The sequence below is a fragment of the Mycobacterium sp. genome (genome assembly GCF_032162605.1).
Lineage (GTDB): Bacteria > Actinomycetota > Actinomycetes > Mycobacteriales > Mycobacteriaceae > Mycobacterium.
Genome location: NZ_JAVROT010000588.1, coordinates 1 through 11,727 on the forward strand (window position 1 = coordinate 1; position 11,727 = coordinate 11,727).

The following is an 11,727-nucleotide window of genomic DNA, read 5'->3' on the forward strand; positions in this document are numbered from 1 at the left end:
CGACAACCGCCTCGCCGAAGAAGGCTGGACCGTCGTGATCCGCAACGGAAACGCCGAATGGATCCCACCCCCACACCTCGACACCGGCCAAACCCGCACCAACTTCTACCACCACCCCGAACGCCTCGCCGACCCCGACGACCACGGAACGTAGCGGTCCGTCCACCGCGGTGGCGTCAATCGGCGAGAATCGTCGGGTGACCGATGACTGGCGCAACATCAATCTGGCGAACTGGGAGTCGCGGGTGCCGCTGCACACCGGCCCCGACGGATACGACCTCGCCGGCTTCAACGATCCGCGGTATCTGTCGGCGGTGGTTCGGTACGACCTGCCGCGACTCGGGCGGCTCGACGGGCTGGACGTCGTGCATCTGCAGTGTCACATCGGCGCCGACACGGTGTCGTTGTCCCGGCTGGGGGCACGCTCGGTCACCGGGCTCGACTTCTCACCCGCGGCGGTGGACGCCGCCCGTGCGCTGGCCGATCGCGCACGTGCCGATGCGGCGTTCGTGCAGGCGGACGTCCATGATGCGGTGGGCGCGCTGGGCGCCGGGAGCGCCGACCTCGTCTACACCGGGATCGGGGCGTTGTGTTGGCTGCCCGACATTCGTCGCTGGGCGGGGATCGTCGCCGCGCTTCTGCGACCCGGTGGTCGCCTGTTCGTCAGGGAGGGGCACCCCGTGTTGTGGTCGATGTGTGACCCGCGGCCCGACGGGTTGCTCGTCGTCGAGTTCCCGTATTTCGAGACCGAGGGAACCCTGTTCGTCGAGCACGACACCTACGCGGGGTCAGGCACCGTCGCCGCGCCGGAGTCGATCGTCTTCAATCACGGCCTCGGCGAGATCTTCACCGCGCTCGTCGACGCTGGACTGACCCTGACGGCTTTCGAGGAGCATCGCGAAGTGCCATGGAATCCATTGGGGGAGGTCATGACCGAGAGTTCTGACTTCGACGGCGAGTTCGTCTTGGCCGAGGGTCGTGACCGAATGCCGTTCACCTACACGTTGCAGGCGACGAAGCCGGCACTGTAGCCGAGCGATCGATAGCGCCGTGGCGGGGAAGCTCACGGGGGGCCGGACGTGGAGGCCGATGGCGATCGCAGTCCTGGCGTTGCGAAATTTCCCAAATCGGCATGTCCTGGCTGCCGCTACGACACCTAGATTGAGAACTTCCTTGGAACCAATCGCGGCAGGCCCGATCGAAGCAGGATCACTTCACCTGTCAGGCGCTCGCCGCGGCGATTTCCACGCTGGTGACCAACGCCTTGCTCGAAGGAGATTCGCGCTGGATCTGCAAGAGCCGCTCATCCGCGTAGCGGAGCAGTTGATGGCGCCGAGTGAGCGCCAGCGGGAGTTACTCGGCGAAGCGGTAACCCATGCCGGTCTCGGTAAGCAGATGCTTGGGGTGGCTCGGGTCGTCCTCCAACTTGCGGCGCAGTTGGGCCAGGTACACCCGTAGGTAGTGAGTCTCCTTGGCATAGGCCGGGCCCCATACCTCCTTGAGCAGCTCATCGCGGCCGACGAGCTTGCCCCGATTGCGTACCAGCATCTCCAGCATGCCCCACTCGGTAGGGGTCAGGTGCACCTCGGCGCCGTGTCGGGTGACCTTCTTGGCGGCCAAATCAACTGTGAATGAGACGGTTTCGACGACGGGCTGGTCGGTCTCCACCGATGCCGCACCCCGCCGGACCGCAGCCCGCAGCCGGGCGAGGAACTCGTCCATCCCGAACGGCTTGGTCACGTAGTCATCAGCGCCGGCGTCGAGAGCCTCCACCTTGTCCGAGGAGTCCGTGCGCGCCGACAGCACGATGACGGGTGCGGTGAGCCAGCCGCGCAGACCCTCCAGCACCTCGACGCCGGACATGTCGGGAAGGCCGAGGTCCAGGACGACGACGTCGGGCTTGTGTTCCGCGGCGGACCGGAGTGCCTGCGCGCCAGTGGCTGCCGTGTCCACGGCGTAACCGCGGGCGGACAGATTGATGCGCAGCGCGCGCAGGATCTGCGGCTCGTCGTCGATCACCAGCACCCTGGTCATGGTGCGTCTCCGTCCGGCGCGGCAAGGTCGATCTCGATGGTCAGGCCGCCCCCCGGTGTGTCGGTGGCGCTGATGGTGCCGCCCATCGCTTCGACGAAACCCCTTGCGACGGAGAGCCCCAGGCCGACGCCGGTGGTGTTGCGGTGGTCGCCGAGCCGCTGGAAGGGCGCGAAGAGTTCGTCCACCAGCGCGCGCTGGACCCCTGGGCCCTCGTCGACGACGTTGATCAGGACCCGGTTGCCGACCCGGCCCGCGTTGATGCGGATCATGCCGACCGGTGCGTAACGCATGGAATTGTCGACGACGTTGACCAGGACACGTTCCAGCAGGCCTTCGTCGGCCAGCGCGGCAGTGTCGCCGACGTCGACCTTGATGCGGTCCAAACCGGTGGCGCCCCTGGGCATTCCGACGATGGCGTGATGGACGATCTCGTCGAGGTAGACCTGTCGCAGCTCGGGGCGTACCACTCCGGCGGCCAGGCGGGACGAGTCGAGCAGATTGCCCACCAGCGCGGTCAGCTGGTCGATGGACTCCTCGATGGTGGCGAGGAGTTCGGCGGTGTCCTCTGGTGAGAAGCCCACGTCATCGGTCCGTAGGCTGGACACCGCCGCCTTGGCTCCGGCCAGCGGCGTCCGCAGGTCGTGGCTGACCGCCGACAGCAGCGAACGACGCAACTCGTCGGCACGCGCGATGGCCTCCGCCCGGCTGGCCTCCTCGATTAGCTCGCGCTGTCGCACCAGCCCTGCGGCCTGCTTGGCGACGGCTGTCAGCACCCGACGGTCACGGGCGGCGAGCTGGCGTCCGCTCATCAACATCCAGAACTCATCGTCACCGACTTCGATTGCGGTGTCGGCGGATTCCACGTCGACGCACGGGTCGGCGCCCACGGACGCGACAATCTGCTCGTCTCCGTCGTGGTCGCGCAGAAAGCTCACCGCCCGCTGCGAGTACGTCTCGCGGACCCGCTCCAGCAAGGTGTCCAGATCGGCACCTCGCAACACCGACCCGGCGAACAGCGCAAGGAGCTCGGCCTCCTGCGACGCGCGGCGGGCTTCCCTGGCGCGCTTGGCCGCGCCGTCCACCAGAGCCGCTACGGCGACCGCGACGAGGAACAGCACGACGATGGTGACGGCGCTGTCGGGATCGGAGATGGCGAAGCTGTAACGCGGCTGGACGAGGAAGTAGTTAAGCAGCAGACCTGAGAGCACCGCGGACGCCGCGGCAGGTACGACACCACCGAGGAGTGCCACCACGACGACGCCGACGAAGAACAGCGCGCTCTCGCCCGCGATGCCGAGCACCCGGTCCAGCAGCAGGACGACCACCGCGCACAGTGCCGACGGGACCACCACCGCCGCCAGCCAGGACGCCAGGCGTCGTTCGCGCGGGGACACCTGCCACGACGGCACGCCCTTGGCCTGGCCGTGGGTCACCATGTGCACGTCGATCTTGCCCGAGTGCTGCACCGTCGCTGCGCTGATGCCCTCTTCGAAGATGCGCGCCCACCGTGAGCGCCGCGAGGTGCCGAGAACGAGTTGGGTGGCGTTCATCTCGCGGGCGAAGTCCAGCAACGCCCCGGAGACGTCGTCGCCCGCGACCGTGTGCATCGTCGCGCCGAGGCTCGTCGCAAGCTCACGGATCTTGCCCATCTGGGGCGCCGAGACACCGGCCAGCCCGTCACCGCGCACGACGTGGACGATCATCAGTTCGGCGCTCGACCTCGACGCGATGCGAAAGGCCCTGCGCACCAGCGTCTCCGATTCGTCACCGCCGGTGACCGCGACGACGACGCGTTCTCGCGCCTCCCACGTGTCGCTGATCTCGTGGTCGGCGCGGTACTTCGCAAGGGCGGCATCGACCTGGTCGGCCAGCCACAGCAGCGCCAGCTCGCGCAGCGCGGTGAGGTTGCCCTGGCGGAAGTAGTTGCTCAGTGCGGCGTCGATGCGCTCGGGCGCATACACGTTGCCGTGGGAAAGCCTGCGCCGCAGGGCTTCCGGTGTGATGTCGACGAGCTCGATCTGGTCGGCGCGGCGGACCACCTCGTCCGGTACGGTCTCCTGCTGCTCGATTCCGGTGATCTGTGCGACGACGTCGTTGAGACTTTCCAGGTGCTGGACGTTGACGGTCGAGATGACGGTGATGCCCGCGTCGCGCAGTGCCTCGACGTCCTGCCATCGCTTGGAGTTCGTGGAGCCGGGGGTGTTGGTGTGCGCGAGCTCGTCGACGAGGACGACCTCGGGGTGCCGGGCCAGGACCGCGTCGACGTCGAGCTCGGGGAAGTCCGAGCCACGATAGGTGACGAGGCGTGGCGGAATCAGCTCGATGCCGTCGAGCAGTTCGGCGGTTCGCTTGCGGCCGTGGGTCTCCACGACCGCCGCGACGACGTCGGTGCCGCGTTCGCGCCTGCGGTGCGCCTCGCCGAGCATGGCGAAGGTCTTGCCGACGCCCGGCGCCGCGCCCAGATAGATGCGTAGCTCACCCCGCTTCTCGGGGTGCCTGCGCGGCGACTGCTCCAGACTCACCTGCTCATCATCCACCCGGGTACTGCTCGTCGAGCGCCCCGCTGGGCCTGTCTTGACGGTTTCCTTTGCGGCGCTGGGCGGGGGACTACGCGTAACTGACCTTAACGTCAACCGCAACGGCTACTCTCGCCCGGTCAAGATCGACAAGATGTTGCTGGGCCGGATGTTCGCCTACCCTGACGCGCAGCGCTACCGCATCGGCGCGAACTACAACCAGCTGCCCGTCAATGCGCCCAAGCCACCGGTGCACAGTTACAGCACCGCCGGGCAGATGCGGTATCAGTTGGCCACCGACCCGGTGTACGCGCCCAACTCCAGGGGCGGCCCGAAGGCCGACACCGCGCGCTACGGTGAGCCCGCCGGCTGGCACACCGACGGCGAAATGGTGCGCACTGCTTACACTTTGCGTTCCGACGACGATGACTGGGGCCAGGCCGGCACCCTGGTCCGCGACGTCATGAACGACGCCGAACGGGACCGGTTGGTCGACAACATCGTCGGGCACCTGCTCGATGGCGTGACCGAGCCAGTCCTGCAACGCGCCTTCGAATACTTTCGCAACGTCGACGTGGATCTGGGCGAGCGAGTCGAGAAGGGTGTCCGCGCCGGATAGCCACCTGATCGACTCACTCGACCAAACGGCCCGGCGCCTCGGGTGCCGGGCCATTTGGGGAGGTGGAGTCGTGAGAAAGCCCGATGGCAGGAAGGAGGCCCGGGATGAGCAGCTGTGGGACCCGAGTCGGCCCTAGTCAAGCCGCCGTGCCGCCGGATCGAAGGGCATACGAACGCGGCGCGCCGAATATGCCCGTCCATAGTTGCAGTTCCTTGGAGGCAAACCCTGTGGATCCGGTACCGGTGCTGCCATGAGTCTTCTGGTTGTTGGGCTGTCGCACCGCAGCGCACCCGCTGATCTACTGGAGCGGGTTGCCGAGTCTTGCGCGGACCGGGGGAAGGTGTTGGACCAGCTGCTCGAGTGTGAGCACGTCTCGGAAGCTTTGCTGCTGTGCACCTGTCAACCGGGTCGAGGTGTACGCGGTGGTGACCGCCTTTCACGACGGTCTCACTGAGGCTGTCGAGGTGCTCGCCCACCAGAGCGCGATGACGCCCGACGAGCTGTCCAAACATCTCTACGTGCACTACGCAGCCAAGGGTGTAGAGCACCTGTTCTCGGTGGCAGCCGGTCTCGACTCGATGGTCATCGGCGAGCCCCAGATTCTCGGCCAGCTGCGTACCGCCTATGCCGGCGCCGAACAGGCAGGCACCGTTGGACGCACACTGCACGACGTCGCGCAGCAGGCGCTGCGGGTGGGCAAACGGGTCCACACCGAGACAGGCATCAACGCCGCGAGTGCCTCGGTGCTATCGGAAGCTCTTTCCGCTTCGGCCACGGCGCTGGGCGGTCCGCATGCGTCCGGTTTGGCTGGTCGCATTGTGATGCTGCTTGGCGCTGGTTCCCTCGGCGGCTTGGCCGCGGCGCAATTGCGCAGGGCAGGAGTCGCCGAGATCATCCTGGGCAACCGCACGCCAGAGAAGGCGCAGCGGCTCGCGACGCTGTGCAAGCGCGACGGTACCCCCGCCCGAGTTATCAGCCTGGACGCCGTGAGGACCGCCATACCCGCAGTGGACCTGGTGATCTGCTGCACCGCCGCCACCGGCTCGCTGATCACCACCGAGGACGTCAGCGCCAGGCGGCGCCCCGTGGTTGTGTGCGATCTGGGATTGCCCCGCAACGTCGAGGCCGGAGTCGGTGACCTACCGGGGGTGAACCTGATCGATCTCCCCGCGGTGGCGCTCGACGGCAGTATCGCGGCACACCGGCCGCAGTCCAAGCCGCCCAGCACCTTGTCGCCCAAGAGGTGCAGGACTATCTGCTGGCTCAGCGCAGCGCGGAGGTCATCCCCACGGTTACCGCGCTGCGCAAGTGGGCTGGCGAGGTGGTCGACGCCGAGATGCTGCAGCTGAATCGTCGACTGCCCGAGCTTGATTCCGCCGTGCGCGCTGAACTGACCCGCACGGTGCGCCGGGTCATCGACAAGCTGCTGCATGCTCCCACGGTGCACGTCCAGGAACTCGCCAAGGCCCAGGGGGGTGAGGCTTACGCCGATGCGCTGCGTGAACTGTTTGACCTCGATCCGCACATCCCTGCCGCCGTCACCACACCCCGCCGCGGGCCCTTCAGGGGTTCCCACACGGGCCGGACGACACATGCGGCCGTGTGAGCGGCTGCGGCGAGACCCCGCCCCAACCTGCCCATTCGGCTACGGGCCGCCGGTCGTAGTCGACCGTTGCGACACCCCCGCGCCACTTGGACCGCAACGAGCATCGGGATCCACTCACCCAGGTGTTTGGGGCTGCTCTGTAATGCCTCAAACCCGGCGCCGGAATCGTGATGTTCCCGTTTGCCAATGGGCAAACTCCGCAGCGCGCCAACCGATCCCGATGCCCGCGGCTCTGAAGTGCACGCACAGGCGGTTCACCCGCCCTTTCCTGGCGCCTAAAAGAGGGCCAGGCTGGGATGTTATGGCTCAGGTAAGAGGGTCGGTGGCGAACGACGAGTTGAGCGCGCTGCGGCACATCGCCACCTTGGCCGGTCACGCACGGGTTCCTCAAAAGCACGTCGAGGACGCGGTCAGGCTCGGCAAGTGGGTCGCAGTTCAGCGCCAGAAACGAGGAAGCCTTCGAGCAGACCGCCGTGCTCGCCTAGAGACCGTGCCCGGCTGGTGGTGGGGCGGAACCTGATGCTGACTCGATAGTGACTGCCCGATTCGCCATCCACGACAACTTGACCGAGGGGTTCATCAAGGACGGGGAGCGGTTCGATACCATCGACATCCTCGAATACGCGAAGAAGACCTACCCCGAGGCCCCTGAAGTGACCGTCCAGGGCAGCTTCCCGGTGAAGGACGCCTACGGCAACACGTCGACCGACGTCGTCGTCAATCTCACCTATCTGCAGTCAACCTTGCAGCAGATCAACTTCGGGGGCGTCGACAAGGACAAGATCTGGGAGATAGCCGACTCGGGCACGATTGCTCCTGCGTTCCGACCCTGAGGCAGACCCTCTGCTCGTCCATCTCGACCAAGTGGGGGCGTCGGCATAGAGGTCTACGGTGTCGGCCATGGTGCGAGTCGGCGACGTCGTGAAGCGCCGGGGCAAGTGGGTCGTGGTGGCTCCGACGCACTGCCCGCGCGGACACCGGCTGGGACCCAACAGATCCCTGGTTGGTCATGTTGCCTGCCGTGGTCATGGTGGTGGCCACATCATCTGGTTCTGTCGAACTTGCCCCAACGATGAGGAGCCGACATATGGGCCTCCCCTGGGTGCGCACTGCACGGTGCTCGATGGTCCCGCCCTGAAGAGGCTGAGCAACATTCAGGAGACTCCTGCCCCTCCTGCGCCAGTTCCCGAGCCTCCGGAGCTGGCCTGATCGCCGGGGCCAGCATCACCAACCTGGACCCGTTCATCTCGGCGATCGTCAGGGCGCAGACCGTCGGAGCCAAGATCGATCGGTGGATCCTGGACCCGGCTACCGCCGAGGTTCTCTCGAAGCTCAAAAGGGCACCGGCTCCAACGAGCCGCTCTTGGAGCTGGTCGACGAGGGAATGTTCATCGCCGGTATCAAGGTGCTGACCAACCCGAGCGTAGACGCAGCTACGTTCGCGTGGGGCATCGACTCCACCCGGACCAAGACCGTGCTCCGCTTGGGCACCGAGGTCCAGCGGTTCGACGTTCCGCGTCAGGACGCCATCGACGTTCGGGCCATCGCCCGCGTCGGCTTCGCGTTCCTGCACACCCTCAGGCCAACGTCCGTCTGTACGACGCCGCCTGAGCGCAATCCGCTGAGGGACAACTGAATACGTGGTATCAGTCGAAGAGGCCCGGTCTAATCACCGGGCCTCTTACGCTGCCAAGGAGCCGCACCAGGGAAAAGAGACGCCACGCCATCCATGCGGCGCTAAAGCGCGAGCAACGCTCCCCCCGAGAACATCGAGTCGTGGCACTCGATTGCTTCAGGCACCGCACCTGGTGGGATGTCGAACGTCACGCTCGCCTCGACACCGAGGCCGGGGTTGATGTCCTCCATCCAGTTCTCGTCGCTGATCGAGCTGGTCGCGTCGTACTTGTTGCCGTTTACGATCAGATGCTGGCTGGATGCGGAGAAGCTCCGGGCGTCGTCACCGATGTTCGTCACACGGAGACGGACGATGAAGAACTCGCCTTTGGCCTGCTCTGGCTTGAATATGCCCGCTTTCGTGGCCGACCGATCGACCCCGAGAACCTGGAACTCGAACTTGCCATCGCGGACGGTCGAGCCTGCGGGAGCGGCCACCGCGTTGACAGGCTTCACAGGGGTCGACGTGGACTTGTCGGGGAGGGACGAAGTCGGGGTGGTCGAGCTGGACTTGGTATCGGCGCTCTTGTCGCTACTGCCGAACGAGCCCAGGGCGATAAAGGCCAATACCACCGCTCCTAGTCCGAGTCCGATCTTCATCCCCCTGGACATTCCCGGCTTGGCGGGTTGGAAATTGCCTGGTGTCGCTGCACCGAATGGGGCATAGCTGTCGGTCCACACTCTGCCGTCGAAGTAGCGCTGGCGGCTCGGATCAGATGGATCTGGAAACCAACCCGCTATTGGCTGCGTCATGTATTCCCCGTCTCCGTTTAGCTGCTGTATGCAGGCGGGGGACAGCATATCCACAGCATCCGACAAGGTGCGGACAAGTCACAATTTGCTCACCGCTGGGATCCTCCGGATCGTCAGTAGCACCACAGACTGCTCACTCCGTACCCGTTGCTACCGACGCTTTCTCGCCCGCACGCGGGTGCGCCTGCGTCACGCGTCGAACTGCTCCAACATGCCCAGCCAATTCGTTCCGACACGCGTGGCTAGTCCGGCGGGTCTGCTACCTGGTCATCGCGCGAGTCATCGGTCCATCGGCCAGGTCAGGCAGCAATGCACATGACCGCCGTTTGCTGGCTAGTAACGAATGGCCAGGGAGTATGCGCTGGCTGCTGCACTGCGCGCTCCTAGCCTTGGATTAGCTATAGGCACCCCCAGGGGGTATGCCCTCCCGGCCCCCTTCCCGACCGGTCGGTTATGCGGGTGCCGAATCCTGCGAAGATTCAGAACGTCATTTTTCAAATGAGTAGGTTAGGAGGCGCTTTCATGCACTCACCAGCAGGTTTAGGCAAAGACGGCAAGCGTCTATGGCGGTCGATTACCGCCGAGTTCGACCTCGAAAGAGAGCCCCACCAGGTCCAGATCCTCGCCCAGGCGTGCCGAGTGGTGGATGTCATCGCGGCGCAGGACGAGGCAGCGGCCGGGCACCGTTGACCGTCAAGGGATCGGTGGGACAGCCGGTCATCTCGCCGTTCATCGCGGAGGCCAGGGCGCAACGTGCGCTGCTGGCTCAGCTTCTGGCACGGCTGAACTTCGAAGGATCCTTCGATGCCTAGAGGCAGCGGGATGACCCTGACTTCGTTAGGCATCCGCACACGGTTGTGCTTCATCCGACATGCTCGCTCTTCATTCGAACCGAGAGAGTCGCGCGCTACCATCTACACCCCATGAAACGCGAGGCGAGGTTACCAAAGCTCAAGTCCCTGAACTCTCTCACGCTAAGTATCGAGCTTTTCAATCGCCCGTGGGATGGAGGACGCACCGATGGCGTACTGATGATGTTGGACCATTGTTTTGAAATGTTGTTGAAGGCGTCAATTCTGCATCGCGGCGGCCGTATCCGTGACCGGCGAAAAAAATACTATTGGATTTGATGCGTGTGTTCGCCGTGCGCTTTCTACGGACAAGCTAAAATTTCTGTCCGACGAGCAGGCGCTCACGCTTCAGGCACTAAATGGACTTCGGGATGCCGCCCAACACCACCTGGTGGACATGAGCGAGGGGCACCTCTATATCCAGGCCCAATCGGGTGTAACTCTCTACCGTGACATCCTGCAGGGTGTGTTCGACGAGAACCTTCGCGACCTACTTCCAGAACGGGTGCTGCCAGTATCGACCGTCGCACCGCTCGATCCAATTGCGTTGTTTGCCGAGGAAATCGATGAGGTCAAGCGACTGCTCGCCCCTGGGACGCGTCGTGGCGCAGAGGCGCTTGCCCGACTTCGAGCGCTGGCGATTGTCGACGGCGCGATGAATGGCGAGAGGCTGCAGCCAAGCGAGTCGGAACTGCGCAAGATCGCGACTCAAATAGGAGCGGGCCAAACCCAACTTGACACGTTGTTCCCCGGAATCTCGGGAATCAGCTTCTCAGTTGAAGGTTCTGGACCAACTGTGAGCTTGCGCATCGCAAAGAAGGACGGGATTCCGGTGACGCTGATGCCAGAAGGTACCGCAGGCACCCGCGTGGTCGGGGTCAAGAGAGTGAATGAACTTGATTTTTACAATCTGCGCTTCAATGAACTGAAGAATAAGCTCGGAATCACGCCGAATCAATTGTCAGCGCTAATCGATCTGCTCGACATTAAAGATTCAGAAGACTATTCGAAGTACATCATCTCGACATGGTGCTACTCCCAAAAAGCCCTGAAAGCACTAGAAGTCGCATTGCAGAAGAAGCCCATCAATGAATGGTGGCGAGAGTACCGAGAGAAAGTCAAGTAGAAACTACAGGTATATCGCGCCCGAAAGTCAGGTCGTCACATCTGCCAGGTAGCCGTACACGGTCGCGCGGGACACGCCCAGCATCCTGGCGATGTCGGTCGCGTTGATGCCCTTATCGCGCAGGCTGCCCGCCTTGGCTGCGTGGGCATCGTCCACCTTGCGCGGGCGACCGCCCTTGCGTCCGTTGGCTGCAGCAGCGGCCAGTCCGGCGCGGGTCTGCTCGATCCGTCGGTGATGACCAAATGCGGGCCGAGGCCGCAGCTTTTGCACTGGGTCTCTCGCATGACGCAGATGTGAGACGTTGAAGGTCTGTCAGTCCTCTGCGTGCCGCTTCTGGTCCCATCGCTCAAGCGACGCCTGCAGTTGGCTGACGCCGAGGGCCGCGAGCGGCATGCCCACCGAAAGACAACCCACCAGTAAGAGATTCATTCGGCCTCCCGCAGCTTTCAATGCTGACACGTTCGCCGCCCGCACAAGGTTCAACACGCCGCCTTGACGGGCGCACACTACGACTTGTGGTCTACGTACAACCAACCGTCTCGTTTCTA

10 protein-coding genes and 2 pseudogenes are annotated in these 11,727 nt (G+C 64.6%); 8 read left to right on the forward strand and 4 right to left on the reverse strand.

Features of this window, described 5'->3' with window-relative positions:
- Positions 1–197: 197 nt before the first annotated feature.
- Entirely contained in the window at positions 198–1,031 is an 834-nt protein-coding gene (locus QOI01_RS33015) for a class I SAM-dependent methyltransferase (RefSeq protein ID WP_526387934.1), read from the forward strand.
- A 322-nt stretch (positions 1,032–1,353) separates the two neighbouring features.
- On the opposite strand, the gene QOI01_RS33020 is transcribed toward QOI01_RS33015, so the two are convergent.
- Together QOI01_RS33020 and QOI01_RS33025 are read right to left on the reverse strand one after the other, a co-directional pair.
- The gene (locus QOI01_RS33020) at positions 1,354–2,034 is read right to left on the reverse strand and encodes a response regulator transcription factor (RefSeq protein ID WP_526387936.1); all 681 of its coding nucleotides are present in this window, start codon (positions 2,032–2,034) and stop codon (positions 1,354–1,356) included.
- Entirely contained in the window at positions 2,031–4,571 is a 2,541-nt protein-coding gene (locus QOI01_RS33025; RefSeq protein WP_526387938.1) for a DUF4118 domain-containing protein, read from the reverse strand. The genes QOI01_RS33020 and QOI01_RS33025 overlap by 4 nt, the downstream gene beginning before the upstream one ends.
- 127 nt (positions 4,572–4,698) lie before the next feature.
- Between QOI01_RS33025 and QOI01_RS33030 the strand changes: the two are divergent.
- From QOI01_RS33030 to QOI01_RS33050, 5 genes and pseudogenes are all read left to right on the forward strand, one after another.
- A pseudogene (locus QOI01_RS33030) lies at positions 4,699–5,169 on the forward strand (catalase-related domain-containing protein); the annotation flags it as partial.
- Between the two features lie 250 nt (positions 5,170–5,419).
- Positions 5,420–6,775, forward strand: a pseudogene (locus QOI01_RS33035) (glutamyl-tRNA reductase).
- Between the two features lie 301 nt (positions 6,776–7,076).
- Positions 7,077–7,295: a Helicase associated domain protein gene (locus tag QOI01_RS33040; protein WP_526387940.1), complete on the forward strand. Its 219-nt coding sequence runs from the start codon at positions 7,077–7,079 to the stop codon at positions 7,293–7,295.
- Between the two features lie 13 nt (positions 7,296–7,308).
- Positions 7,309–7,608: a hypothetical protein gene (locus QOI01_RS33045; protein WP_526387942.1), complete on the forward strand. Its 300-nt coding sequence runs from the start codon at positions 7,309–7,311 to the stop codon at positions 7,606–7,608.
- Between the two features lie 458 nt (positions 7,609–8,066).
- Entirely contained in the window at positions 8,067–8,411 is a 345-nt protein-coding gene (locus QOI01_RS33050; RefSeq protein WP_526387944.1) for a hypothetical protein, read from the forward strand.
- A gap of 101 nt (positions 8,412–8,512) precedes the next feature.
- Here the strand turns inward: QOI01_RS33050 and QOI01_RS33055 are convergent, their stop codons facing one another.
- Positions 8,513–9,268 (reverse strand): DUF4352 domain-containing protein, encoded by a 756-nt coding sequence (locus QOI01_RS33055; RefSeq protein ID WP_526387946.1) that lies wholly within the window; start codon positions 9,266–9,268, stop codon positions 8,513–8,515.
- A 456-nt stretch (positions 9,269–9,724) separates the two neighbouring features.
- Here QOI01_RS33055 and QOI01_RS33060 point away from each other — a divergent pair, with 456 nt between their 5' ends.
- Complete coding sequence (locus QOI01_RS33060) at positions 9,725–9,892, forward strand: hypothetical protein (RefSeq protein WP_526387948.1); 168 nt, start codon at positions 9,725–9,727, stop codon at positions 9,890–9,892.
- A 408-nt stretch (positions 9,893–10,300) separates the two neighbouring features.
- The gene (locus tag QOI01_RS33065; RefSeq protein ID WP_526387950.1) at positions 10,301–11,179 is read left to right on the forward strand and encodes a DUF8611 domain-containing protein; all 879 of its coding nucleotides are present in this window, start codon (positions 10,301–10,303) and stop codon (positions 11,177–11,179) included.
- Positions 11,180–11,206: 27 nt separating this feature from the next.
- Here the strand turns inward: QOI01_RS33065 and QOI01_RS33070 are convergent, their stop codons facing one another.
- Complete coding sequence (locus tag QOI01_RS33070; RefSeq protein ID WP_526387952.1) at positions 11,207–11,449, reverse strand: helix-turn-helix domain-containing protein; 243 nt, start codon at positions 11,447–11,449, stop codon at positions 11,207–11,209.
- Positions 11,450–11,727 lie beyond the last annotated feature (278 nt).

Coding starts and splice junctions, on each gene's coding strand:
- QOI01_RS33020 (WP_526387936.1), bottom strand. CDS start 2,034: ATGACCAGGGTGCTGGTGATCGACGACGAGCCGCAGATCCTGCGCGCG.
- QOI01_RS33060 (WP_526387948.1), top strand. CDS start 9,725: ATGCACTCACCAGCAGGTTTAGGCAAAGACGGCAAGCGTCTATGGCGG.
- QOI01_RS33040 (WP_526387940.1), top strand. CDS start 7,077: ATGGCTCAGGTAAGAGGGTCGGTGGCGAACGACGAGTTGAGCGCGCTG.